The organism is Maribrevibacterium harenarium, assembly GCF_006385675.1.
Classification (GTDB): Bacteria; Pseudomonadota; Gammaproteobacteria; order Pseudomonadales; family Marinomonadaceae; genus Marinomonas; species Marinomonas harenarium.
The window spans coordinates 16,258-40,267 of record NZ_VFRR01000006.1 but is presented as its reverse complement, the minus strand read 5'-3'; the positions used below and the strand labels follow the sequence as shown (position 1 = coordinate 40,267).

24 protein-coding genes are annotated in these 24,010 nt (G+C 43.5%); 16 read left to right on the top strand and 8 right to left on the bottom strand.

The window, feature by feature from the left end; genetic code table 11:
• The first annotated feature begins 2 nt into the window (after nucleotides 1-2).
• Genes rfbA through FJM67_RS04855 form a run of 16 tightly spaced genes read left to right on the top strand, consistent with a single transcriptional unit; the run spans nucleotide 3 to nucleotide 17,399 of the window.
• Entirely contained in the window at nucleotides 3-878 is an 876-nt protein-coding gene (gene rfbA / locus FJM67_RS04930; protein ID WP_140587566.1) for a glucose-1-phosphate thymidylyltransferase RfbA, read from the top strand.
• Complete coding sequence (gene rfbD / locus FJM67_RS04925; protein WP_140587565.1) at nucleotides 869-1,759, top strand: dTDP-4-dehydrorhamnose reductase; 891 nt, start codon at nucleotides 869-871, stop codon at nucleotides 1,757-1,759. The genes rfbA and rfbD overlap by 10 nt, the downstream gene beginning before the upstream one ends.
• Before the next feature lie 5 nt (nucleotides 1,760-1,764).
• Nucleotides 1,765-2,298: a dTDP-4-dehydrorhamnose 3,5-epimerase gene (rfbC, locus tag FJM67_RS04920; protein WP_140587564.1), complete on the top strand. Its 534-nt coding sequence runs from the start codon at nucleotides 1,765-1,767 to the stop codon at nucleotides 2,296-2,298.
• Nucleotides 2,295-3,596, top strand: a complete 1,302-nt coding sequence (locus FJM67_RS04915; RefSeq protein ID WP_140587563.1) for a flippase — start codon at nucleotides 2,295-2,297, stop codon at nucleotides 3,594-3,596. The genes rfbC and FJM67_RS04915 overlap by 4 nt, the downstream gene beginning before the upstream one ends.
• On the top strand, nucleotides 3,593-4,672 hold the full coding sequence (locus tag FJM67_RS04910; RefSeq protein WP_140587562.1) for an EpsG family protein: 1,080 nt from the start codon (nucleotides 3,593-3,595) through the stop codon (nucleotides 4,670-4,672). Before FJM67_RS04915 ends, FJM67_RS04910 begins: the two co-directional genes overlap by 4 nt.
• Nucleotides 4,669-5,628, top strand: coding sequence for a glycosyltransferase family 2 protein (locus tag FJM67_RS04905; RefSeq protein WP_140587561.1), 960 nt, complete (start codon nucleotides 4,669-4,671; stop codon nucleotides 5,626-5,628). The genes FJM67_RS04910 and FJM67_RS04905 overlap by 4 nt, the downstream gene beginning before the upstream one ends.
• Entirely contained in the window at nucleotides 5,598-6,443 is an 846-nt protein-coding gene (locus FJM67_RS04900) for a glycosyltransferase family 2 protein (protein ID WP_140587560.1), read from the top strand. Before FJM67_RS04905 ends, FJM67_RS04900 begins: the two co-directional genes overlap by 31 nt.
• Nucleotides 6,444-6,455: 12 nt before the next feature.
• Complete coding sequence (locus FJM67_RS04895; protein WP_140587559.1) at nucleotides 6,456-7,589, top strand: N-acetyl sugar amidotransferase; 1,134 nt, start codon at nucleotides 6,456-6,458, stop codon at nucleotides 7,587-7,589.
• A complete protein-coding gene (hisH, locus tag FJM67_RS04890) occupies nucleotides 7,586-8,200 on the top strand; it encodes an imidazole glycerol phosphate synthase subunit HisH (RefSeq protein ID WP_140587558.1) in 615 nt (204 codons plus the stop codon). The genes FJM67_RS04895 and hisH overlap by 4 nt, the downstream gene beginning before the upstream one ends.
• A 2-nt stretch (nucleotides 8,201-8,202) precedes the next feature.
• Entirely contained in the window at nucleotides 8,203-8,967 is a 765-nt protein-coding gene (locus FJM67_RS04885) for an AglZ/HisF2 family acetamidino modification protein (protein ID WP_140587557.1), read from the top strand.
• 40 nt (nucleotides 8,968-9,007) lie between these two features.
• Nucleotides 9,008-11,140, top strand: a complete 2,133-nt coding sequence (locus tag FJM67_RS04880; RefSeq protein ID WP_140587556.1) for a bi-domain-containing oxidoreductase — start codon at nucleotides 9,008-9,010, stop codon at nucleotides 11,138-11,140.
• Nucleotides 11,141-11,142: 2 nt separating this feature from the next.
• The gene (locus tag FJM67_RS04875) at nucleotides 11,143-12,789 is read left to right on the top strand and encodes a heparinase II/III family protein (RefSeq protein ID WP_140587555.1); all 1,647 of its coding nucleotides are present in this window, start codon (nucleotides 11,143-11,145) and stop codon (nucleotides 12,787-12,789) included.
• Nucleotides 12,790-12,793: 4 nt separating this feature from the next.
• A complete protein-coding gene (locus FJM67_RS04870) occupies nucleotides 12,794-13,966 on the top strand; it encodes a glycosyltransferase family 4 protein (protein ID WP_140587554.1) in 1,173 nt (390 codons plus the stop codon).
• Nucleotides 13,956-14,900 (top strand): UDP-glucose 4-epimerase family protein, encoded by a 945-nt coding sequence (locus tag FJM67_RS04865; RefSeq protein ID WP_235889986.1) that lies wholly within the window; start codon nucleotides 13,956-13,958, stop codon nucleotides 14,898-14,900. The genes FJM67_RS04870 and FJM67_RS04865 overlap by 11 nt, the downstream gene beginning before the upstream one ends.
• Before the next feature lie 15 nt (nucleotides 14,901-14,915).
• Nucleotides 14,916-15,467 carry a sugar transferase gene (locus tag FJM67_RS04860; RefSeq protein WP_140587553.1) on the top strand — a complete coding sequence of 184 codons (552 nt, stop codon included), beginning with the start codon at nucleotides 14,916-14,918 and terminating at the stop codon, nucleotides 15,465-15,467.
• A gap of 3 nt (nucleotides 15,468-15,470) precedes the next feature.
• Complete coding sequence (locus FJM67_RS04855; RefSeq protein ID WP_140587552.1) at nucleotides 15,471-17,399, top strand: nucleoside-diphosphate sugar epimerase/dehydratase; 1,929 nt, start codon at nucleotides 15,471-15,473, stop codon at nucleotides 17,397-17,399.
• A gap of 103 nt (nucleotides 17,400-17,502) precedes the next feature.
• Here FJM67_RS04855 and FJM67_RS04850 read toward each other — a convergent pair whose 3' ends face one another.
• From FJM67_RS04850 to mntA, 8 genes are all read right to left on the bottom strand, one after another.
• Nucleotides 17,503-18,645, bottom strand: coding sequence for a glycosyltransferase (locus tag FJM67_RS04850; RefSeq protein ID WP_140587551.1), 1,143 nt, complete (start codon nucleotides 18,643-18,645; stop codon nucleotides 17,503-17,505).
• Between the two features lie 162 nt (nucleotides 18,646-18,807).
• Nucleotides 18,808-20,124 (bottom strand): O-antigen ligase family protein, encoded by a 1,317-nt coding sequence (locus tag FJM67_RS04845; RefSeq protein ID WP_140587550.1) that lies wholly within the window; start codon nucleotides 20,122-20,124, stop codon nucleotides 18,808-18,810.
• 10 nt (nucleotides 20,125-20,134) lie between these two features.
• Nucleotides 20,135-21,181 carry a glycosyltransferase family 32 protein gene (locus tag FJM67_RS04840; protein ID WP_140587549.1) on the bottom strand — a complete coding sequence of 349 codons (1,047 nt, stop codon included), beginning with the start codon at nucleotides 21,179-21,181 and terminating at the stop codon, nucleotides 20,135-20,137.
• A 142-nt stretch (nucleotides 21,182-21,323) separates the two neighbouring features.
• Nucleotides 21,324-21,641 carry a hypothetical protein gene (locus FJM67_RS04835; RefSeq protein ID WP_140587548.1) on the bottom strand — a complete coding sequence of 106 codons (318 nt, stop codon included), beginning with the start codon at nucleotides 21,639-21,641 and terminating at the stop codon, nucleotides 21,324-21,326.
• Between the two features lie 203 nt (nucleotides 21,642-21,844).
• Entirely contained in the window at nucleotides 21,845-22,441 is a 597-nt protein-coding gene (locus FJM67_RS04830) for a Wzz/FepE/Etk N-terminal domain-containing protein (protein ID WP_140587547.1), read from the bottom strand.
• A gap of 266 nt (nucleotides 22,442-22,707) precedes the next feature.
• Nucleotides 22,708-23,004 (bottom strand): HigA family addiction module antitoxin, encoded by a 297-nt coding sequence (locus tag FJM67_RS04825; RefSeq protein ID WP_140587546.1) that lies wholly within the window; start codon nucleotides 23,002-23,004, stop codon nucleotides 22,708-22,710.
• Nucleotides 23,004-23,282: a type II toxin-antitoxin system RelE/ParE family toxin gene (locus FJM67_RS04820; RefSeq protein WP_140587545.1), complete on the bottom strand. Its 279-nt coding sequence runs from the start codon at nucleotides 23,280-23,282 to the stop codon at nucleotides 23,004-23,006. The genes FJM67_RS04825 and FJM67_RS04820 overlap by 1 nt, the downstream gene beginning before the upstream one ends.
• 199 nt (nucleotides 23,283-23,481) lie before the next feature.
• A complete protein-coding gene (mntA, locus tag FJM67_RS04815) occupies nucleotides 23,482-23,883 on the bottom strand; it encodes a type VII toxin-antitoxin system MntA family adenylyltransferase antitoxin (RefSeq protein ID WP_219845888.1) in 402 nt (133 codons plus the stop codon).
• Nucleotides 23,884-24,010: the final 127 nt, after the last annotated feature.

The following is a 24,010-nucleotide window of genomic DNA, read 5'->3' as shown; positions in this document are numbered from 1 at the left end:
GTATGGCATATAAAGGTATTGTATTGGCAGGCGGATCAGGTACACGGTTGTACCCCATTACCCGCGGTGTATCTAAGCAACTACTGCCTATTTACGATAAACCCATGGTGTATTACCCAATATCAACATTAATGCTGGCGGGTGTCCGTGACATTTTAATTATTTCCACCCCCAATGATATAGACGGTTTTAAGCGTTTGCTGGGTGACGGTAGTGCTTTTGGTGTCAATTTTAGTTATGCAGTACAACCCAGCCCGGATGGCCTGGCGCAGGCATTTTTAATTGGTGAAGGATTTATTGGTAACGATAATGTCTGTTTGGTACTGGGCGATAACATCTATTACGGTCAATCATTTTCAAAAACACTAAAAAATGCTGTGGAGCGTGATAGCGGTGCAACAGTATTTGGTTATATGGTCAAAGACCCTGAGCGCTTTGGTGTGGTCGAGTTTGACAAAGACATGAAAGCCGTCTCTATTGAAGAAAAGCCAGCTAGACCTAGGTCTAATTATGCCGTTACTGGCTTGTATTTCTATGATAATGATGTAGTGGAGATGGCAAAACAGGTTAAACCTTCTGTCCGTGGCGAGTTGGAAATAACCGCGCTTAACCAAATGTATTTAGAAGCTGGCAAGCTAAATGTCGAAATTTTGGGGCGTGGTTTCGCTTGGTTAGATACCGGCACCCACGAAAGTCTGCACGAGGCCTCGTCTTTTGTACAAACCATCGAGCATGTACAAGGCCTTAAAATTGCTTGCTTGGAAGAAATTGCCTGGCGTAATGGTTGGTTAACCACCGAGCAGGTGCTGCAGTTAGCCAAACCGATGCTAAAGAACGAATACGGTCAGTATCTAACCCGGTTAGTATCATGCAGCTAACGCCACAGTTAAAAGTTGCGCTAACAGGCGCGAACGGCCAGTTGGGTTATCAGTTAGTTAAAAAGCTTGTTGATAAGGTTACCTTATTAGCGTTAGATCGTGCAGCTCTTGATATTGCCAATAATGCACAGGTTGAACAAACCCTGTTAGCTTTTGCCCCTGATGTCATAATCAATGCCGCCGCTTATACCGCGGTAGATAAAGCTGAGCAAGAGCAAGAACTCGCCAAGGCGATCAACGAAACAGGCCCACAAAACTTGGCGAAAGTCGCAGCTAAGTTAGATGCAGTGTTAATACATGTGTCTACCGATTATGTGTTCGATGGCCAAAGCGATAAACCCTATGTAGAAACTGACGCCACTAACCCGCAAAGCATCTATGGCAAAACCAAATTAAATGCCGAACAGGCAGTTGTAAAATATTGTGCAAAACACATTATTCTGCGCACCGCCTGGGTATTTGCCGAGCATGGCAACAACTTTGTCAAAACCATGCTGCGCCTGGCGCAAAGTCGCCCGGAGCTTGCTGTTGTTGCCGACCAAGTAGGTGGGCCAACTTATGCAGGCGATATTGCTGATGCCATTATCAGCATTGTGTGTCAACTGAGTGCTGAAAATGAACCACGCTTTGGTGTTTACCATTACAGCGGTGCGCCTTATGTAAGCTGGCATCAGTTTGCCTGCAGTATTTTTCAGCAAGCGGCTGACCAGCAGCTTGTCGCACATGCGCCGAGGGTAAATGCAATAACCACATCCCAATACCCAACGCCTGCTAAGCGCCCGGCATTTTCTAAGCTTAACTGCAGTAAAATAGAGCAAGCCTTTGGCGTTATGCCGTCCAATTGGCAAGCAGCTTTAAACAACTTAACGTTATACAAGTGAACGCTATGAAAATTATAGATACAGAAATTGCAGAGGTAAAAATTATTGAGCCTGCTGTTTTCGGAGATGAGCGTGGATTTTTTCTTGAAACTTTTCATCTAAAACGTTACCAGGAAATGTTGGGAATAGATCTAGATTTTGTTCAAGATAATCATTCTCGTTCATGTAAGGGTGTTTTGCGTGGTCTACATTTTCAAAAAACTAAACCACAAGGAAAACTAGTAAGGGTTGTACGTGGTGAGGTGTTTGATGTTGCTGTAGACATTAGAAAAGGATCGCCCACATTCGGTAAATGGGAGAGCGTTATACTATCTGAAGAAAATAGAAAGCAGTTCTGGGTGCCCCCGGGATTTGCACACGGATTCTTAGTTTTGTCGGATACTGCAGACTTCGAATATAAGTGCACAGATTACTATGATGCAGCGGATGAAGGTTCAGTACTTTGGTCAGATCCTGAGCTAAATATAAATTGGCCTAATATTTCTGAAATTAAAACGTCACCAAAAGACTCTGCTGCAGGTTTAGTGTCAGATTTATGAGTATATGGTTGAAGGCAAAAGAGGTTGGTAGGCATAGGCTAATAAATAGTTTAATCTGGAATTTTTCTGGCCAAATACTACCTTTGTTAGCCGCATTGATTTGTATTCCGATACTCGTAGAGCAGCTCGGAGATGAAAGGTTCGGTTTTCTTTCTATTGCCTGGGTTGTTATTGGTTATTTTAGTTTATTCGATTTAGGTTTAGGTCGAGCGATTACGTTTATAGTTGCAAAGAGAAATGCTGAGAAACTATCTTCTATTAAGATAATAAATACAGCTTTAAAGTTTTTACTTTATATAAGTTGTTTTGTGCTGTTGATTTTTTTTATAGCTTCAGATGTCCTAACCAAAGATGTATTGTTGGTATCAGTTGAGCTTAAAAGTGAAGCATCATTGGCAATAAAAGTGCTTAGTGTAGGTCTGCCATTCGTAATACTATCGATAGGATTGAGAGGAGTATTGGAAGCTTATCAGTTATTCAAGAGGATAAGTTTCGTGACAATTCCAAGTGGAATCTTGCTTTTTGTGGTTCCGGCAATTGTTTCCTATTTTACAAATTCACTTGTTTTGATTTTTGGCTCCCTAGTTTTTATAAGGTTTTTGCAGTTTTTATTGTTCTTTATATCAGTTAATCTAGTTGTAAAGATTAGCTTCTTTGAAACTATAGATAAAAACGAACTTAAGCTGCTGTTGTCATTTGGTGGCTGGATGACAGCGACAAATATCATTAGTCCAATAATGGTAAATATGGATAGATTTTTCATTGGAGCGAAAGTGGCAGTAAGTGCAGTAACAAATTATGTTGTACCTTTTGATCTGATTACAAAAGCACTGGTTTTGCCTTCTGCAATTAGTGGTGTGCTATTTCCGGAGTTTTCTAAGCTGCAAGCCACAGGCAAAACACAGTCAGCATTTAAACTGTTGATTAAATCTCTACTATTACTTGCAATGGTTTTTTCAATCCCATTAATCATAGTCTTTATTTTTTCATACGAGCTTTTGTCGATTTGGGTTTCAGTTAGTTTTGCATTATCAAGTTATGAAATTTTAAAAATTCTTTGTGTAGGTGTTTTTTTTAATGGTCTGGCTTATTTGCCATTTTCCTATGTCCAGGGCTTTGGTAGATCAGATGTAACTGCTAAGTTACATCTGATTGAGTTAGTCGTATATCTGCCGTTATTATATGGGATGATAACGTCATATGGTGTTATTGGAGCAGCTTATTCTTGGGTTTTTCGTGTTTTTATGGATTTTTTATTGTTGATATTTATGTCATTTCGGCTAGGACGAGAAAGATGATTTTTTTCAATTTGCCAGTGTTTTTTGTCTGTCTTTCTTTTTTTGCTGATTTTTTTAAAAGTTCAAAATTGGTAATCTCTTTATTGATTTTTCTTGCAACAACTCTAGTTGCCGGTACTAGATATTATGCGGATGTTGATTATGGCCCTTATGTTGATTTGTTTAATGAAACACCCTCAATTTCAGATCTAAGTTTAACTGATGTTTTTGTTTTGTATGGTGAGCCTGGTTATCTTTTGTTTACCTCGTTGATAAAAGCAACTGGATTTGAATTTGTAGCGGTTACTGTTTTGTTCTCGATTTTTTCGGTTGGCATTAAAGTATATGTCTGCTCTCGTTTGGTGAGTAATTATGTATTTGCGTTCTCTTTATTTCTATGTCTACACTTCATAACAGTAGAGTTTATAGAGCTAAGGTGGGCACTATCATCTGCATTTGTAATGCTGGCAGTGTATTTTGAATTGAAAAATAAAAGGAATCATTTCTACTTCTTTATTATCTTCGCTTCGTTTTTTCAATATTTTAGTTTGATTTTTTTAATTGTGGTGTTTTTTAGGTTTTTCAGTTTTAGAGCTGGTGTGCTTTTTTTTCTAGTGTCAATTGTAATTGCGCTTTCTTACAAGGTGTTATCTCCGTCTATAAGTTATTCAGTTGATTCTGATATATATATCGTAAAGAGATTGTTTAGGTATTTAAATGATCCTGATTCATCAATAGGGCTTTTTTCTTATCTTAGGGTGTTGATGTATTTCACTATTGTTGTTCTGATATTATGTTTTAAGGAAAGCTTTAGTGAGTTTGATGTAGTTCTCGCAATGTATTCGAGTTTGTTAGTGTCTATTTCGCTTATTATTTCCTTTGTCCCTCTTTTGTATTATAGGTCCATGGTTGTTTCAGATTTTTTTATGCTTGTTACTATGACTTTGTTTTTCTATAGATTTGGTGTTTTTATAAGGTTGTTTTGTATGCTTTTTGTTGTTTTTCTTTTTAGTACCTGGAATATTCTTGATATGAAAAATTACGAAGCAGAAGGGTACATTTTTGAATATAGTAGTTGGTTGGGCTACTTAATATGAAAAATAAAAGAGTTGCTGTGTTAATGTCTACGTATAATGGCTCTGTTTTTCTTGAGGAACAGTTGCGTTCATTGGTAGAGCAAACTTATTCAAATTTTACGGTATACGTAAGGGATGATGGTTCTTCTGATGAGACATTAAATATGATTGCATCTTATGATGGCTTAGATGTGGAAGTAATAAGTGATGATGCGGGAAACGTAGGTCCGGCATCTTCTTTTTTAAGACTACTGACCGCGATTCAGGCAGACTATTATTTATTCTGCGATCAAGATGATGTTTGGTTTAATGATAAAATAGAAAAAGCAATATTGTGCATCGATAGTCTCACTTGTCAAAAGGGAACTCCTGTTTTATATCACAGCGATCTTACCTTGGTAGACAGCAAGCTGAATATTATTGGTGATTCTTTTCATAAGTTTGATAATGTTAAACCGGATGAGTTTTTTCAGAATAATTCATTGCTAATACAAAATTGTGTTGTAGGTTGTACTTCTGCATTCAATCGGGAACTAAGAGATCTTGCAATTAATAACCTTCAAGGAAGATATGACTGTATTGCAATGCATGATTGGTGGCTTGCACTATTTGCTAGATATTTTGGAACTATTGTTTATGATGATTGCTCGACGATATATTACAGACAGCATCAATCTAACGTATCTGGTTCTGCAATAAGAAGTAAAGGTTTGTTGTTTAGAGTTTTCAAGCTTAGTTCTTATGGCAAGGTGCTTAATATGATAGCTAAAAGTGAAAAACAGATGAGGTTGTTTCTTTCCATTGTTAAGGATAGTAGATTGAAATTGCCGAGTAGTGTGTTTTTGCAAGTTGAAATGGCTGCGCGTGGTAGTGCTTTATCTTACCTTTCGCTTTATTTTCATCATGTTCGGTTTTCTAATGTTAAGCTTACCTTTTCAGTTTTAGTATGCTGTTTATTATATTGGCGGATATTTTGATATATTTTATAGTTACAAATTTTAATAACGCACATTTTTCTAAAAAGATGTATGATTCCATAAGTCGGAGTAATTCAGCTGATTTTACTTTTGTTATCGTAGATAATAACTCGATGCCAGAAGATTTAGATGGGCTCGATGAGCTTTCGTCTAGAAGTAATGTTGTTGTTATAAAAAATAAAAAGAATGTTGGTTATTTTTCTGGTTTAAACATAGGTATTAATTATGTTCGAAAGTATTTTAAAGATGCCAAGTATCTTGTAGTTGGTAATAACGATATTGTTGTCCCGTCAGATTTTTTCGAGAGGGTTGCTAGTTGTGAAACGGTATTGAAAAAATACCCAGTAGTGGCACCAAATATTAGAATGTTAGATGGTACTCCACAAAACCCTCATGTTATCTCCGGTATCAGCAAAAAGCGTGAATTTATCTACGATCTCTATCACTCAAGTTATCTAATGGCTGGTTTAATCGTTCGATTGGCGAAGCTAACACATAAATTCACCGATCGTAAAGATGAGCAACAGCATGAGGTTGCTCAAGAAATACACCAAGGTTATGGTGCTTGCTACATTTTAACACCAAAGTTTTTTGAGTATTTTGACGAACTTTGGGCGCCAACATTCCTTATGTATGAGGAGTATTTCTTGGCAAAACAGCTTGAGGAAAAAGGTTTCAAAACGTACTATGAGCCGCGTATCTCAGTTACTCACCATTGTCACGCATCAACAGGAATGCTACCTGGGAAGTTAAAATGGCAGTACTCTCGCGAAGCTCATAAAGAGTATCGTAAGTATGTTAAGGTTTGGAGTTAAGGGGAGTCATTTATGAGAAGTTATCAGATATGCACACGTTGTGTGATGGACACGACGGATTCAAAGATTACCTTCGATGAAAACGGTGTCTGTGATCATTGTTTAACATTTGATAAAGATATAAAACCCAACTGGCATACAGATGAAAAGGGAGTAGCCCAGATTACAGCGATAGCTGATAAAATTAAAGCTGAAGGTAAAGGTAAAGACTTTGACTGCATCATCGGTATGAGTGGTGGTATAGATAGTTCTTATCTTACATATTTAGCTAAAGAAAAACTGGGGCTCCGACCCTTAGTATTTCATGTTGATGCTGGCTGGAATTCTCAAACTGCTGTTAATAACATTGAGAAAATTGTCGATAATTTAGGTCTTGATCTTTATACAGAAGTAATCGATTGGGAAGAAATGAAAGATTTGCAATTAGCTTTTATCAAGTCTGGAGTCTCGCATATTGATAGTCCGCAGGACCATGCTTTCTTTGCTACTATGTATAAATTTGCTTCAAAGTACAAAGTCAATTACATATTAACTGGCGGTAACTATTCCACAGAGTGTGTTCGTAATCCTTTGGAGTGGATGTATTACCAATCCGATGCTACACAGCTAGTAGATATCCATAAAAAGTTCGGCACCATTCCCTTAAAGAACTACCCTGTTACCAATATTCTTTGGCATAAGGTTTATTTACCATATATCCGTGGTATTAAGTTAATTCGCCCTCTCGACTATATGCCATACCATAAAGAAGATGCGACACGGTTTCTGGTTGATAATTTCGGTTATCAGCGCTATGCGCAAAAACATTTTGAATCTCGTTTTACAAAGTTTTATGAGGCTTATTGGCTTCCAAAAAAATTTGGATATGACACTCGTAAGGTACAGTACTCAAGCCTAATTTTGACTGGGCAAATGACTCGTGAGGAAGCATTAGAAAAACTTCAACAGCCTGCCTATGATGAAGAAAGTATCGCAAATGAATTTGAGTATATCGCTACTAAGTTGGGTATTACCGTTCAAGAATTGCAAGGTTACATGGATGCGCCTAATAAAACGTATAAAGATTATAAAAATCAACAGAGTATCTACGATTTGGGTGCTAAAGTAATGAGAGCCTTCGGACTTGAGAAAGGAGGCAAACGTTGATCGGCATAATTGATTATGGCTTAGGTAATATTAGCGCTTTTGCTAATATATTTAAGCAGTTAAACATTCCTTTTAAACAGGTTAAAAATATTAATGATTTTGAATCTGTCACTAAATTGATTTTACCTGGTGTTGGCGCTTTTGATTATGCGATGCAGTTACTGAATGATTCTGGCATGCGTGAAAAACTTGATCATTTGATTTTGAGCGAGAAGGTTCCTGTATTAGGTGTGTGTGTAGGCATGCAGATCATGGCTAACTCCAGCGAGGAAGGCTCAGTGCCGGGGTTAGGCTGGATTGGAGGGAAAGTTAAGAAGATCGATGCCAGTAAGCTAAATCACAAACCTACAATTCCTCACATGGGCTGGAATCAGGTGCGCGCTAAAAAGGATGTGGACATTTTTTCAGGTATTGATTATGAGCAGGGTTTTTACTTCCTGCATTCTTACTATTTTGATGCTGATAATCCTCAGGATGTACTTGCGGTATCTGAGTATGCAGGTGAGTTTGTTTGTGCTGTGCATAAAGAGAATATCTACGGATTTCAGTTTCACCCTGAAAAAAGTTTGTTAAACGGAGTTTTACTCCTTAAAAATTTTGCGAATTTATAAATATGCTGCGCTCAAGAATCATTCCATGTTTGCTTGTTAAAAATAAAGGACTGGTTAAAACGGTCAATTTTAAAGATCCTAAGTATGTCGGCGACCCGATTAACGCAGTAAAAATTTTCAATGAAAAGCTAGTCGATGAGCTTGTCGTTTTGGATATTGATGCGTCTAAAGACAATCGTGAACCTGACTACAAGATGATTGAGAATCTTGCCACTGAATGTCGGATGCCATTTTGTTATGGCGGTGGCATTAAAACTGTAGAACAGGCAGTGAAGATTAGTAATTTGGGTGTCGAAAAGGTAGCGTTAAGTTCCTCTGCACTTGAGAACCCAATGTTGATATCAGAGATCGCCAGTGCCATCGGCAGACAGAGTGTAGTTGTTGTTCTGGACGTTAAGAAAACACTTTTTGGGGGCTATGATTGTTATGTTTACAACGGCACAAAGAAAGTTAAAGGTGATTTAGTAGAACTTGCTAAAAAAGCTCAGCAATTAGGCGCAGGTGAGATCGTCGTTAACTCTATTGATAATGACGGTAAAATGGCTGGCTATGATCATAAATTGATCAGAATAATTCGTGCAGCAATAGATATTCCACTCACTGTACTTGGAGGGGCTGGTTCTCTAAGCGACATCAAGTCGGTAATTGATGAACATAAAATTATAGGCGTTGCTGCGGGTAGTTTGTTTGTATTTAAAGGTACCTACAAGGCAGTTTTGATCAATTACCCTTCTGTAGAAGACAAAAAATCACTCAATAAGTGCTGACCCCAGCTCGTTAGCTCAATATTTATCGAAAGGCTTAACAATGAAGCAAATTCTCCAAGACCTTGCAAAAGGCGCAACGACAGTTGTTCAAGCTCCTACACCCTCTGTGAGTTCCGGGCATCTGCTGATCAATACGACCTGCAGCCTGATTTCTGCGGGGACGGAGCGTATGCTTGTCGATTTCGGCAAGGCGTCTTTAATTGACAAAGCCAGACAACAACCCGAAAAAGTAAAAATGGTACTCGAGAAAGTACAAACTGATGGATTATTGACCACTGTAGATGCTGTTCGCTCGAAGTTAGGGCAGCCACTGCCTTTGGGTTACTGTAATGTAGGTGTTGTAGAAGCCGTTGGTAAAGGCGCCGAGCAGTTTAAGGCTGGTGAACGTGTGCTTTCTAATGGTCCGCATGCAGACGTGGCAAGAGTGCCAAAAAATTTATGCGCCAAAATCCCGAATAACGTCAGTGACGAAGCTGCTGCCTTTACTGTAGTCGCCAGCATAGGCTTACAAGGTATACGTTTAGCTGAACCAACTTTAGGCGAGTCGGTAGTAGTCACAGGTGTGGGGCTAATTGGTCTATTAACAGTACAGTTGTTACGCGCCCAGGGGTGTCGGGTACTGGCTATAGATTTTGATCAACGTAAACTTGAGCTTGCCAAACAATTTGGTGCCGAAATTTGTAACCCAGGTGTTGGCGAAGACCCAGTCGCAGCTGGTATGGCCTTTAGCCGGGGTCATGGTGTTGATGCCGTTATTATTACGGCATCAACCAAATCCAATGATCCTGTAACCCAAGCTGCCCGAATGAGCCGTAAACGTGGCCGTATTGTGTTAGTTGGTGTCACAGGCCTTGAACTAAATCGGGCTGATTTTTATGAAAAAGAATTAAGCTTTCAGGTTTCTTGTTCTTACGGCCCTGGCCGCTACGAACCAGATTATGAGAAGAAAGGCTTAGATTACCCGTTGCCTTTTGTGCGCTGGACTGAGCAACGTAACTTTGAGGCTGTGCTTGATATGTTGGCTGCAGGTGCGCTAGATGTCGAAGCCTTGATTACACATAGGTTTATATTCGAAAATGCTGCTGATGCTTACTCAGTGTTAACCGAAGATAAAACAGCACTAGGTATTTTATTAAAGTACCCTAGCGAGTTTAAGCAGCGCCACGTTCGTACAGTTAACTTGTTACAAACTTCTTTTGCCCCAGATAAGCCAACGTTGGGCTTTGTCGGTGCTGGAAATTACGCTTCCAGAGTTCTGATCCCTGCCTTTAAAGCTGCAGGTGCTCAGCTTCATACTATTAGCACCTCTGGGGGGATCAATAGTGTTGTCCATGGTGAAAAATCAGGTTTTGCGAACGCTTCTACTGATACACAAGCTCTACTAGAAAACCAGCAAATAAACACTGCAGTTATTGTTACTCAACATAACAGTCATGCTTATTTCACAGAACAAGCTTTAAAACATGGCAAACACGTATTTGTAGAAAAGCCACTGGCGATCACCCAAGAAGAACTGGCGAAAGTAGAAGCTGCGTATCGTCAAACTGAGGGCAAGCAGTTGTTGATGCTTGGTTTTAACCGTCGTTTTTCTCCGCAAATACAAAAGATGAAGTCGTTGCTCAATGCGGTGAAAGAGCCTAAGTCTTTTATTATGACCATGAACGCTGGCGCCATTCCTGAAGATCACTGGACTCAGGATAATGCGGTGGGTGGTGGTCGAATCATAGGTGAAGCTTGCCACTTCATCGACTTAATGCGTTATCTGGCAGGCTCAGAAATTATATCTGTTCAGGCTCGACGTATGGGTGACAACTCACATCAGGCCATAACTGAAGACAAAGCTGCCATTATTTTAGGTTTTGCAGATGGATCCTTTGGTACCATTCATTACTTTGCAAATGGCTCATCAAGCTTTCCGAAAGAGAGAATAGAAGTGTTTACAGCTGGACGAGTGCTGCAACTGGATAATTTCCTGAAACTAAAAGGTTTCGGTTGGCCTCGTTTCTCGAAAATGAATTTGTGGCGTCAGGACAAAGGACAAGTCGCTTGTTGTCAGGCCTTTTTAGCTGCTATCAATGAAGGCAAAGAGTGCCCAATTCCAGCTGATGAAGTGTTTGAAGTGGCAAGAGTGTCTATTGAAATAGCAGAACAATTAAGAATACAACAGGGCTAAGGATGCAGCTGCTCACTAAATTTCAGCGGCTTTACCATACAGTAAGGCCGCTACGCTTTGAACAAATAGCTTATAGAGTTCTCTATAAGCTATTTCCATTGCGGCACGTTTCGTCTGATTCGACCTCCTTCAGTTCAGCCGATTGGATCTGGTATGGGCCAGAGGTCGTTGAGCCGTCATTTTTAGGCGGTAACCAGGTTTGTTTTCTGAACCTGTCCGGTCAGGTTCAGTCAGCTCAGGACTGGAATAGTCCTGCCTTTGAAAAACTCTGGCTGTATAACCTGCACTATTTCGATGACTTGAATGCCCGAGGCAGTCAGCAAAGAACCGCAACACAACTTGCTCTGGTAGAGCGTTGGATAGAGGAAAATCCTGCAGTATCAGGCAATGGTTGGGAGCCTTATCCTTTATCTTTGCGGTTGGTGAATTGGGTTAAGTGGTACAACAGATCAAAACTGAATAAGCCCGAAATTATCCGAAGTATAGATCTTCAGGCAAAAGCTCTGAGTAAACAGCTTGAATATCATATTTTAGGAAACCACTTGTTTGCCAATGGCAAAGCACTGGTATTCTCCGGTTGTTTCCTTAAAGGGATTGCCGCCGATAAATACCTTGATTCAGGATTAAAAATCCTTGATCGCGAAATACCAGAGCAGTTTCTGAAAGACGGCGGGCATTTTGAACTTAGCCCTATGTATCATTGTATTTTACTTTGGGATTTACTTGAGTTACTGCATTTAGCTCAGTTGTCCGGAAATACTAAGTTGAATACAAGGGTAGAGTCTTGGTCAGATTTTGCACGAAAGGGTTTGATCTGGCTCAAGACGATGCTTCATCCGGACGGCGAGGTTAGTTTTTTTAACGACAGTGCCATAGGTATAGCTGCTACACCGCAGCAAATATTTGTTTATGCTCAGTCACTAGGTCTATTTGTTAGCGAATCTGTACCAAGGCCACTGCACACTTTATCGGAGAGCGGCTATAGCAAAATCACTATGCCTGATCATAGCTTGATTTTTGATCACGCTCAGGTAGGGCCTGACTACTTGCCTGGCCATGCTCATGCTGATAGTTTAAGTTTCGAATGGTCGTTGGGTCTGCAGCGTGTATTCGTGAATTCGGGAACTTCGATTTATGGTGTCGGTGCCGAACGTTTAAGGCAACGCCAAACCGCCGCACACAATACAGTTGTTGTGAATGGAGTTGACTCTTCCGAAGTTTGGAGTGGCTTCAGAGTTGCACGCCGTGCTAAAGCAACCTTAGAGAGTAGCAGTGTTTCATCTGAAGTAGTGACTCTTACGGCATCCCATGACGGATATTGCAGATTATCAGACAAAGTAGTGCACAGACGCTCTGTGTCTATGATGCCAAAAAAACTGCAGGTTAAAGACATTTTGATCGGACGTTTCCATAGTGCGGTAGCTCACTTTCATTTGCATCCGGACATCACAGCAGTACAAAAAGACGATACGAATATCATGTTAACTTTACCAAAAGGTCAAGTCGTTCAATTTAAATCAGCCTTTGGCTGCCGGATCATAAAAACCACTTGGCATCCTCGTTTTGGTCAGTCCGTGCCTTCTTTAAAAATTGAAGTTCAGTTCAAAGCGAATGAGTTGGCTACCTCTGTTACATTAGTGAAGGTATAAGCTTTTGAAAGTTCTTGTGTTGTCGTTTTATTACCAGCCTGATTTATGTGCGGGTTCATTCCGTTGCACAGCATTAGTTGAACAGTTGAATCAACAAAAAGATGTGGAACTGGAAGTGATCACCACTTTGCCCAATCGTTATGCATCTTTTTCTGCTCAGGCGCCAGAACATGAAGTAACAGGCGGTGTTGAGATTCATCGTGTTGCTTTGCCTTCTCATAAAAGTGGCATGCTGGATCAGATCAAAGCCTTTACCGCTTTTTACAGGCAAGCTTTAAAAATTTCCAAAGATAAGCAGTATGATTTAGTGTTTGCAACTTCATCCAGATTATTTACCGCATTTCTTGGCGCACGCATAGCCTCTGCTAAGAAGTTGCCTTTGTATCTGGATATAAGAGATATCTTTGTGGATACCATTAAAGACGTATTGCCGACTAAAATTACCTGGCTGGCAAAACCGGTATTTTCCTGGGTTGAATCTTATGCTTTTGGTCGGGCTAAACGTATTAATTTAGTTTCCAAAGGTTTTGCCGACTATTTTTCCAGTCGTTATCCTAAGGCTGAATACCGATGGTTTACCAATGGTATTGATAATGAATTTCTGGCTGTTGCTCCACAATCTTCGGTGGTTTCTGAAGTTTCAGGTCTGGTGACTGTGCTTTATGCCGGTAATATTGGCGAAGGGCAGGGGTTACACACTATACTGCCTGCATTAGCGAAACGTCTGGAAGGAAAAGCCAGGTTCAGAGTCATTGGCGATGGTGGGCGCAAGGCTGTTCTTCAGCAGCATTTAATAGATATCTCTAATGTTGAGTTATTACCCCCCGTTAGTCGTAATGAATTAATTCGCGAATATCAAAACGCTGATATTTTATTTTTACATTTAAATGACTATCCCGCTTTTCGTAAAGTGTTGCCATCAAAGATATTTGAGTATGCCGCTTTAGGTAAGCCTGTGTGGGCTGGTGTTTCTGGTTATGCTGCTGACTTTCTGAAAGAAGAAGTAAGTAATTCCTCTGTTTTTTATCCCGGGAATGACGAAGAAGCCTATCGCTCTTTTGATACTTTGGAATTAGGGGTAAGTCCAAGAACAGAATTTATTACCAGGTTCTCCCGCCAGCAAATTATGGCTGAAATGGCTAAGGACATAGTGAGTTTGGTGAGGCATGATGCTTAATAAAACAATACTCCTTACTGGGGCTACTGGCTTTGTTGGCAAGGCCCTGGTGTCTGCTTTGCACACCAAAGAGCTTCGTTTGTTGAGCCGGAAAGATCCGCAGCAGACTCAAGGTATATTTTGCCAGGCAGAGATAGACAGAACTACAGATTACTCAGCTTACCTGCATAATGTTGATGTTGTCATTCATACAGCGGCTCGCGTTCATGTGATGGATGAAAGCAGCTGTGATCCTTTAAGTACTTTTAGGGATGTGAATACCGCTGGCACTGCTAATCTGGCACGCCAGGCCGCCGAGGCGGGTGTGAAACGGTTTATCTTTTTGAGTTCGATCAAGGTAAACGGTGAATCTACTTCGGATCGTAAACCCTTTATGGCTTCTGATATGCGTAGGCCTGAAGACCCTTACGGCATATCTAAATCCGAAGCCGAAGAACTGCTTTTGGCGTTAGGCAAAGAAACGGGCATGGAGATTGTGATTATCCGCCCTCCTTTGGTTTACGGTGAAGGGGTAAAGGCCAATTTTGCGTCTTTGATGAAACTGGTTGGTAAAGGTTTTCCCTTGCCATTTCGAGCTATTAATCAGAATAAACGTAGTTTGGTTTCTGTGTATAATTTGGTGGATTTGATTAAGGTGTGTATTGATCACTCCAACGCGGCAAACCAAGTGTTTTTAGTATCGGATGATCATGATTTATCCACGGCTCAAATGGTTGCTTTGATGGCCAAGGTTCAGGGTAAAGCAAACTTATCGCTTCCTGTGCCAGTGTGGTGTTTCAAATTGGCGGGCAAACTTTTTAAGAAAGAGGCCGTAGTGGATCGCTTGGTTGGGTCTTTGCAGCTCGACATCGAGCACACTAAAAAAATGCTTGATTGGGTTCCCCCTTATACAGTTGAGCATGGTTTTCAATTGGCGGCTAAAAAAAACTCGTGATGATCGGATAATAAAATGTTTCGTGTATTAGATTTTGTGTTTGCCTTTTTAGGCCTGGTGTGTGGCTTCCCTGTTTTGTTGATTATTTTTATCATTGGGTTATTTGACACAGGTTCGCCTATTTTTCGTCAAGAACGAGTAGGGCGTAACAAAAAGCCGTTTGTTTTGGTGAAGTTCCGTACTATGTCGGTGGACACGGCGTCTGTAGCGAGTCATTTGGCCTCTACCAGCTCCATCACGCCTTTGGGCGGCTTTTTACGTAAAACCAAGCTGGATGAGTTGCCCCAGCTCTGGAACGTGTTAAAAGGTGAGATGAGCCTAGTAGGCCCACGTCCAAATTTGTACAACCAAGAAGAGTTGATCGCTGCGCGCGATAAGTGTGGCGTCTATGATGTGCGTCCTGGTATTACCGGCCTAGCGCAAGTTAACGAGATTGATATGTCTACCCCAGAGTTGTTGGCGCAGACCGATGCCAAAATGATCGCTAGCCTTACCTTAGCAAATTACTTTACTTATATAATTCAAACCGTCTCTGGCAAAGGCTCTGGTGACAGAGTGAAAGGATAATATATGGACAAGCTTCTTGAAGGGCTGTTCCGGCTACCTAGGCACTGGAAACGTGCGATTTCTCTGCTTATAGATGTATGCGCCATTTCTATCGCCTTCTGGGGAGCTTGGGTTATTCGCATTGATAGCCCCTCGGTATTTTACCAAGAAGGCAACTGGGTCATGCTAGCGGTAGTATTGCCTGTCACCATACTTGCCTTTATTAAATTTGGCTTGTACCGCGCCGTATTGCGCTATATGGGGGTAAAAGTTGCCGGCGCAATCCTAGCTGGTATCGGTATTTCCACTTTTACCTTAGTGATGACAGGTTTCTTTACGGGGTACCCATTGCCTCGCACTGTACCCCTGTTGTTCGCCATGTTGTTGCTGATCTTTATCGCTGGTAGCCGCTTTGCTGTTCGGGCTATAGTGGCAACCGCTGGGCGCAAAAGTCGGGAAAGGGTAGTAATTTACGGTGCAGGGTCTGCTGGCCGACAGTTAGCCCAAGCACTAATTCACGGTAACGAATACGATCCGTTTGCTTTTATCGATGACGATGAAAACCTGCACAATACCTTTGTGATTGGTCGCCCGGTTTATAGCTTTGGGCACTTAAAACACATGCTGAATGATACGGATATCAAGCAAGTGCTGCTGGCTATGCCAAACATCCCCCGTTCCCAAAAGAGCTTAATCCTCGCCAAGCTAGAGCCACTTAAAGTAGAGGTTAAGTCCATCCCGGCTATGTCGGACTTGGTTTCGGGCGATGCCGCTATCGACCAATTGCGGGATGTGGCTATTGAGGATCTATTAGGCCGTGAACCTGTTACCCCTCGTGAAGATTTAATGGGGCAAAATATCACCGGTAAAGTGGTCATGGTGACCGGTGCGGGTGGTTCTATCGGTTCCGAGCTGTGTCGGCAGATTCTGCTACAAAAGCCTAAAGTATTAGTCCTGTTTGAGCTGTCCGAGTTTGCTTTGTACAGCATTGATGGGGAGTTAAATAAGCTAGCCCTAAAACACGGTTTACAGGTTGAGATAAAACCCATTATCGGCACCGTACAAAAGCCTAATCGGGTTGAAACCGTGATGCGCAGTTTTGGTGTGCAGACGGTTTACCATGCTGCGGCTTACAAACATGTACCCTTGGTGGAGTACAACATCGTCGAAGGAGTGCGCAATAACGTATTTGGTACCTTTTATACCGCCCAAGCTGCTGCCAATGTTGGGGTTGAGCGCTTTGTCTTGGTATCTACCGACAAGGCCGTACGCCCAACCAATATTATGGGGACCTCGAAGCGGGTAGCCGAGTTAGCTTTGCAAGCTCTGGCGAAGCGCTATGACAAGACGACTTTCTGCATGGTGCGCTTTGGTAACGTATTGGGTTCGTCGGGGTCAGTGGTGCCGTTATTTCGTGAACAAATCCGCAAAGGCGGCCCGGTTACCGTTACCCATAAGGATATTACCCGCTACTTTATGACCATACCGGAGGCTTCCCAATTGGTGATTCAAGCTGGGGCTATGGGTAAAGGTGGTGATGTCTTTGTACTGGATATGGGGGAGTCGGTGAAAATCGCCGACCTAGCCCGCAAGATGATCCATCTAATGGGCCTAGAGGTGAAAGATCTGAATAACCCAGAAGGGGATATCGAAATCCAATTTACCGGCCTGCGTCCTGGGGAAAAACTCTACGAAGAGCTTTTGATCGGCGACAATGTAGAGGCGACCGAACACCCGCGCATTATGACCGCCCAAGAAGTGTCCTTGGAGTGGGAAGATTTTCAGCTATTGCTTAATGCCTTGGATGAAAGCTGTCATCGCTTTGATATACCGGCGGTGCAGAAACTGCTACTGGATGCCCCTACCGGATATAAGCCGAGCAGCGCTTTGTGTGACCTAGTGTGGCAACAGCGAGGGGAAGATGGTGCTGGTGATAGTGTGGCGGTGCATTGAGATTGTCGCTCAAAGGATTGAGCTCTTACAAAGGGGTCAGACCCTCCAAGCAGTTCGGTTGTGCTCCGCTATTTTTCTTTGTTAGGAGGGTCTGACCCCGGTACTAAGACAGGAAGGCGTTGACGACGTTTTCAGGTTTGAAGTCATCAATCCATTCTTCTTTTACCGGGTAGCCTCCTTGGGCGATTAAACTGTCCATTTTCTCTGCGAGGGCCTGCGGGGTGCGTTCACACAGGTATTGTTCCAGTTCCCCTTTAAACACGTCCCTTACGCCCCCTTGGCAGTCTACCGATAGGATAGGTGTACCGCAGGCCAGTGCTTCAAATAGGACGATGCCTAACCCCTCGAATTCTGAACTAAGCACAAATAGGCTAGCGTGTTTCATCCACACATAGGGGTTGGCTTGGTTGCCAACGAAATGCACTTTATCGGCTATGCCTAGGTCTTTGGCTTGTTGTTTTAACGTTTGTTCTAGCTTGCCGCTGCCGACGATCACCAGAGGTAGGGTTTGTTGGCTTTGGGCGTAGGCTTCTAGTAATAGGTTTTGGCCTTTTTGTGGTACTAGCCGGGCTACGTTTACTAGGTATGGGCCACTTGGCATCGTCGCTGGTTTTTCCGCTTCCGCCTGTTGGCGGATTTGTACGATCGGACAGGGGTTGGTGATCACCTTTAGGCTTTTGGGTGTGATGCCATATTGGGTAAAGGTTTGCTCCGCCGCGGTTTGCACCCCATGGGAGACACTGACCAAATCCCGCCCGGCAAAGAGTTTGTTATAGCGTAGTTTGGTTTGTAGGCTACCTTTGCCTGCTGGGGCGCTGACTACGTTTTCCAGTACGTAACAGGATTTTTCATGGCGAAAACCCCAGACAATTTCGTAGGTGCCTTCCCCCCGAAAGATAATGCGGTCAAAGGTGCCGTATTCCGCTTTCAATTGGGCGACTTTCTTGGCTAGGCGCATGCCACCGAACCATCCGGCAATCAAAAAGTAAGACTTACGCCAGATTAGGTTACTTAACCGGGCGCTGAGCTCCGTTAGGATGCTAAGAGGATTTGCTAGGCTGATGCGGTTAACATTGAATTCATGTAGCTTGACTGATGGGTGGGTTGGGTACAGGGCGTCTTTACGTTTTTTGTAAAACAGCAAATGGCTTTCATGGCCTTGCTCCGCAAAAGCATCGGCTAGATTCACTGCCACCCGCTCCATACCGCCGGTTTTTAGGGCTCTTACAATGATCAAAGTGCGCATGGTTGTCCTTTGGTTACAAATATCACCCAGAGACTGGGTTCGTACAAATGTCACCCAGAGACTGGGTTCGTACAAATGTCACCCAGAGACTGGGTTCGTACAAATGTCACCCAGAGACTGGGTTCGTACAAATATCACCCAGAGACTGGGTTCGTACAAATGTCACCCAGAGACTGGGTTCGTACATGTATTATCCTCTCTGGCGGGGTTTAGCCAGGTAAAGGCGAGGAAGCCGGCAAATAGGGTTTGGATGCAGAATACTCCGGTCCAGAAGAACAGGTAAGATTCCGCCAAGCTAATGACCGACCAAAAGGTAAAGGTGCCTATGGCAAAGTAACCGATATCCGGTTGTTGTCGGGTGGCGTTGAGTAGGCTTTTTAGTATCCAACCAACCCACACAAGGTAAAAACCAAAACCGATAATGCCGTAGTTTACTAGCAGGGCTAGGTAGATATTATGCAGATGCCCAAAGCCATTACGAATATACTCGGGTAGCCATGCAGAGCGACGTATAGAGATGCTTTGCCCTGTTCCTCCCCAACCTGTTAAAGGGCGCTCGGCGATATGTTGTGCTGCTCCTATCCAGGTGTTGGCCCTTACACCCCAACTGTTATAAGGGATGTTATCAAACTCACCGCTTAGGATTTGTAGCGCGACCTTGTTGTCACCACTGTTTGCTAAACGATTTTTTACCACTGGCCATGCGGTGTGCTGTAGGGTGATGCCGATAGTGATAATGGCGAATGCTCCCAGTGCTAACCAGCGTTTTTGGATCTGCATTTTCCCTTTTGCCAGTGACCAAACAAATACCAATGCACATACTAGGGCAGTTGCGACCAATGCCAGCCAAGATGCGCGAGTCTGGGCACCGATGATTGCGCTAATGGTCAGCGCCAAGGCTGGAAGCCACAGCAGCATAGTCAGCTTTTGCCACTTAAATAATCGCGGTGCAAAGACAACTAGCCCGACCAGCACCAATCCAAAGAACAAGCTAGTATGCTGTGCGTTGCGCAAGTTAAAGCCTATTCGTGCACCATTTAAGCCCCGCTCGATTTCCGCCAAACCATGACCACTAATCCAAGGAGAGGCAAGTACGGTGAGTGCTGCTAGTCCCCAGAAGATAAAGATATGTCTGCTGCTATTCTTCAGCCACCACGCCAATGGGATAAAGACAAATAGACGAGCTAGCTTTTCTAACTGGGGAGAGGGCCGCGCCCAATCTGGCTCGGCAAAGTGTACTAGTGTCCAGCTGAGCAGTGGAATCAATATCGAAGCCGCCAATAACAACATCGGGATCTTCAGTTTGATATCGCTACCGTAGCGGTACATACTGAAAAAGCCTAATAGCACAACAATCGGCTCCAATACCCGTTCCAGTGACTGCATGTGTATCTTACTAGCGATCAGCAAGAGTGCTAACGCCAAGCCAAGTAGGCGTAGCCATTGGGGTTCATTGTCAGTGGTTAAACGCTTAAGCATCCATTCGTCCTTACGTTACATTAATGGGGTCAGACCCCTCTTCGTTGGGGGTCTGACCCTCGATGAGGGTGTCGCTCAATGCAACCCGTTCGCGGTACATGTCACTTTGTTGGTAATCTTTTTTGTAGGTTTGTTTGCTGACCAAGGCATGACGCGTCATCTCTAGCGGTGTGCCATGGTTGGCATGTTGGTTATTCATTTGGGTAAAGGTTTCCCATAACCCCGGTTGGCGTTGAAATGCTTGGTTAAAGAAGTAACCAACCGAGAAATACGGCATAAAGCCTTTGCGTTCAGCGTGGTAAACCACATCCGCAAAAAAACGGGTGTTTTCAGTGTCGCTGCGGCCTATGGTTTTAATTCGGTTCGATACTTTTAAGGCCATTTTTCGCGGTTTAAATAAGTGTTCTAAAAACAGTGCCAGTGTTTGGGTGATCACTGGGTGCCCTTGTTGCGCGGCGATAAACCAAGCTTCCACAGGGCGAGTCTGGTTTTGCTCGTGTCTAAAGGTAAATATCCCTGTTTGTTGGGTTTCCTGTGCCAACCACTTATCTAAGGGGTTCAGACAAAAGGTGGTGGTATCTGCCCATATGCCGCCATACTGGCTTAGCAGATAAAGCCGCAGGATATCGGCTTTCATGGCATAACCAAGGTTCACCGTCGCCAGTTTGAATACGGCGTTGAAATCAAACCCAAGAGTGTCGTTTAGATTTTGATCTGTCAGAAAAACAACCTTGTGGTTGGGGTTTAGATATCGCCAAGTTTTTAAGCTTTGCTGTACCACATGGGGAGCTTGCTCTAGTGGCGTGTTCCAATATAGCCAAATGGTATGAGGGATGGGGTTGTTGCTATCGTAGTTGGCTTGGGCGGCTGCTTTTAATTGCTCCAATGCCTGCTCGGCGGCACTCCGTTGTTCTGTTGTAAAAGCACCTGCATAAGGCACCGTCGGGAGGTTAATACCATAATGAAGATGAAACCGATGCCGCAAAGCAGGGATCAGCTTAACCAGCCCACGGCCTTCCCGGTCGCAAAATTTACTGGCGATAAATTTCTTCAACATGCCCTAAATGCCCTTTTCACAAGAGCACGGATAGTACCCAAATTCCCCCACCAAGTCGACCACCCACATCAAGGGGGTCAGACCCCCGCACATGAAGGGGTCAGACCCCCTAGGGGTGCCGTTGGTCTTGGCGGGTTGCTTCCTATACGGGGGTCTGACCCCGTATAACGCGTTTGCGGTAGGCGCTTTGGATAAGTACGTAGAAAACACCGATCATGCTGCCAATCAGGATGGCGGCAATCAGGGCGATGAGGCTCTTCTTGTCGCTTTTTACATCCAGTAGTTCAAGGCGGTAGGTTACCCAGTTTTGGCCGTTGTTGTTGACGATGTTTTGTACCGCCCGTTGGATCTGTTGGGCGGTTACGTCGTTTTCTAGGTCAAACAGTTCCTGTTGTAAGCTGATGTAGTCATCGTTTTGCAGGTAGTTGTCGTTATCCTTGCGGTTGCTCAGTAATTCCATTTCCTTTTCGATGGCTTTGTAACCGCGCAGGTATAGGGGGGATTCAGCGGCTTGGAGGCTGACTTCGATTCCGTTGTTGGTGATTCGGCTACCTAATTGATTGTTTTCCAGTCCTAGCGCCCGCGCGATTTGTGCTTGTTCGCTTAGGTGTTGCTGTTGCCGTTGTAGGTCCAGGTTAACCTTTCGCTCTATTGATTGTAGTTCTAAGCGTTTTTTCTCGATGGCGAGTTGCTTGCTTCCAGCCCTTTGGCGAACTGTTCCGTGCGGCTGACGATGGACTTTTTCACATTGCCGACGATGGCATTGAGCGCATCCGCGAGGATAAGCTTCGCTTCCGCTTCATCGTACCATTTAAAGCGTATCTGCCATTGGCTGTCGTTTTTACCGGGTTCGGCTAGTTCAAACTGCTTGGCGAGTTGGATCAGTAATTCCCGCTGTTCTTGTTCGCTACCGGCAAAGTTTTGGTATTGGCTGCTATGGCTGGCGACGGCGTTGATGATTTCGTCGTAGTCTCTAAATTCGCTAACAAATTCATTGAAAACGTTTTTTGCATCGAATATCAGCTCGGCGTCGTTTTCCGCTAGCTGCTGGTTGAGGGAGACGTATTGGTAAAATACCTCAGCACGGCCTTCGCCGATGTTCATATTGCCTGACAAGGACGGCGGAGCTATCAGCACATAGCCTAGGCCCACTAGGCTGGTAATGGCGGTGATTAGTGCTATTTTCCATTTGCCTTCCCAGATTGACTCGAACAGCTCGAATAAATCGATCTCATCATCACGTTGGCTGATGGGTTCCATTAATACTCCTAAACTTGACTACGGCATTCATACCCTATTGATGCGGTCATTATCGCCCAAAGGATTGGGCTCGTACAGGGTAAAGGGGTCAGACCCTCCCCTAAGGGGGTCTGACCCTCCGTAGGAACCCGATGCGCGGGTGAAGATTTCGCTCAAAGGATTGGGCTCGTACAAGGCTATTCCATGGCCGATAGATGCTGGGTTCGCCCAAAGGATTGAGCTCGTACGAGGCCATTCCATGGCCGATAAACAAAGATTGAGCAAATCTATCCAAAAGCAAGCTGATATGGTTGAACTTGTAGCCGTGCTTTTTGAGTTCTTAGAATGGCGAGATCATAGGCGCTTTGTAGGCGTAACCAGTGATCGGCAGAGGGTTTGGTAAAGGTCAATTCCAGTCGGACAGCCATTTCCGGTGTTATTGGACTACGGCCATTTAATATTTTAGACAGGGTTTTGCGGCTTACGTTTAAGTGTTCCGCTACATCGGTAATCGTTAACTCCAATGGCTCGATTACCAACTCTTTTAAAATCTCACCCGGGTGAGCAGGGTTGTGAATACTCATTAGTGATAATCCTCGTAGTTAACTATCTCGGCGTCTCGCCCGTTAAATCTAAATGTAATGCGCCAATTCCCATTGACGGTAACTGACCAAGTGCCTTTTCGTGCACCAGACAATTCATGAAGCCGTAAGCCTGGTAAGTCCATATCATCGACTATCTCGGCTTGGTCAAGGTTTGACAGAATCAATCGAAGTCGCTTGACATGGCTAGCCTGCACGCCAGATGTACTACCAGTCCGATAAAACCTCTCAAGGCCTTTGTGTTTAAAGCTCGTAATCATTTAAATATTGTAACCTGTAGGGTTACAAAGTAAAGAAGAGGGTAGGTTCGCTCAAAGGATTGAGCTCGTACGAGGCCATTCCATGGCCGATAGATATCGGATTCGCTCAAAGGATTGGGCTCGTACGAGGCCATTCCATGGCCGATAGATATCGGATTCGCTCAAAGGATTGAGCTCGTACATTAGTCCTTTGCTATCACTAGGTTCGGTCATAGATTCTGTTCTCGATTTGCTGGTGTTCGAATTGGCTGTAAATGCGGTCTTGTTCGTGCCAAACCCGTGCGTCACCTTGGTGATAAAGCAATTTGCCTGTTTCGATTATATTGTAGCAAAGATAAATCGGGGCCTGGTTGATGTCGACGATGCTGAGTTTGTCACTAGGAATTTTGAGTATGTCGCTCCATTCGAGTGCCAATTCATTGGGGCGCAGGTATTTATCAGTGGGGCTTAATTTGAAGTTATTGAACGCTACTGCAAAGTCGAAGTCGCTGTGGGGTAAGGCGGTTCCTTTGCTCTGAGAACCGTACAGCCATAGGGCGGCAATGTCTTCATGATGGGCCGCGAGTTCTGTAACTGCCTTGATGATATCTGCCGATTGCACTGGAGGTTCCTGCCGAGAATATAAGTACCAATATACGGTTTGTAGCACCAGAGTCAACGCAGCATACAGTGATGGGGTCAGACCCCAAGCAGGAGGGTCTGACCCCTGGGAACCGGAAAAGTGGCGT

Bases quoted from the DNA above. Each gene is read 5' to 3' on its own strand.
- FJM67_RS04820 (WP_140587545.1), bottom strand. From the start codon at position 23,282: ATGATTACGAGCTTTAAACACAAAGGCCTTGAGAGGTTTTATCGGACT.
- FJM67_RS04910 (WP_140587562.1), top strand. From the start codon at position 3,593: ATGATTTTTTTCAATTTGCCAGTGTTTTTTGTCTGTCTTTCTTTTTTT.
- FJM67_RS04855 (WP_140587552.1), top strand. From the start codon at position 15,471: ATGGACAAGCTTCTTGAAGGGCTGTTCCGGCTACCTAGGCACTGGAAA.
- FJM67_RS04825 (WP_140587546.1), bottom strand. From the start codon at position 23,004: ATGAGTATTCACAACCCTGCTCACCCGGGTGAGATTTTAAAAGAGTTG.
- FJM67_RS04900 (WP_140587560.1), top strand. From the start codon at position 5,598: ATGCTGTTTATTATATTGGCGGATATTTTGATATATTTTATAGTTACA.
- FJM67_RS04915 (WP_140587563.1), top strand. From the start codon at position 2,295: ATGAGTATATGGTTGAAGGCAAAAGAGGTTGGTAGGCATAGGCTAATA.
- FJM67_RS04840 (WP_140587549.1), bottom strand. From the start codon at position 21,181: ATGTTGAAGAAATTTATCGCCAGTAAATTTTGCGACCGGGAAGGCCGT.
- FJM67_RS04860 (WP_140587553.1), top strand. From the start codon at position 14,916: ATGTTTCGTGTATTAGATTTTGTGTTTGCCTTTTTAGGCCTGGTGTGT.
- FJM67_RS04830 (WP_140587547.1), bottom strand. From the start codon at position 22,441: ATGGAACCCATCAGCCAACGTGATGATGAGATCGATTTATTCGAGCTG.
- FJM67_RS04850 (WP_140587551.1), bottom strand. From the start codon at position 18,645: ATGCGCACTTTGATCATTGTAAGAGCCCTAAAAACCGGCGGTATGGAG.
- FJM67_RS04865 (WP_235889986.1), top strand. From the start codon at position 13,956: ATGATGCTTAATAAAACAATACTCCTTACTGGGGCTACTGGCTTTGTT.
- FJM67_RS04845 (WP_140587550.1), bottom strand. From the start codon at position 20,124: ATGCTTAAGCGTTTAACCACTGACAATGAACCCCAATGGCTACGCCTA.
- FJM67_RS04895 (WP_140587559.1), top strand. From the start codon at position 6,456: ATGAGAAGTTATCAGATATGCACACGTTGTGTGATGGACACGACGGAT.
- FJM67_RS04875 (WP_140587555.1), top strand. From the start codon at position 11,143: ATGCAGCTGCTCACTAAATTTCAGCGGCTTTACCATACAGTAAGGCCG.
- FJM67_RS04905 (WP_140587561.1), top strand. From the start codon at position 4,669: ATGAAAAATAAAAGAGTTGCTGTGTTAATGTCTACGTATAATGGCTCT.
- rfbD (WP_140587565.1), top strand. From the start codon at position 869: ATGCAGCTAACGCCACAGTTAAAAGTTGCGCTAACAGGCGCGAACGGC.
- rfbC (WP_140587564.1), top strand. From the start codon at position 1,765: ATGAAAATTATAGATACAGAAATTGCAGAGGTAAAAATTATTGAGCCT.
- FJM67_RS04880 (WP_140587556.1), top strand. From the start codon at position 9,008: ATGAAGCAAATTCTCCAAGACCTTGCAAAAGGCGCAACGACAGTTGTT.
- FJM67_RS04835 (WP_140587548.1), bottom strand. From the start codon at position 21,641: ATGGAATTACTGAGCAACCGCAAGGATAACGACAACTACCTGCAAAAC.
- FJM67_RS04885 (WP_140587557.1), top strand. From the start codon at position 8,203: ATGCTGCGCTCAAGAATCATTCCATGTTTGCTTGTTAAAAATAAAGGA.
- rfbA (WP_140587566.1), top strand. From the start codon at position 3: ATGGCATATAAAGGTATTGTATTGGCAGGCGGATCAGGTACACGGTTG.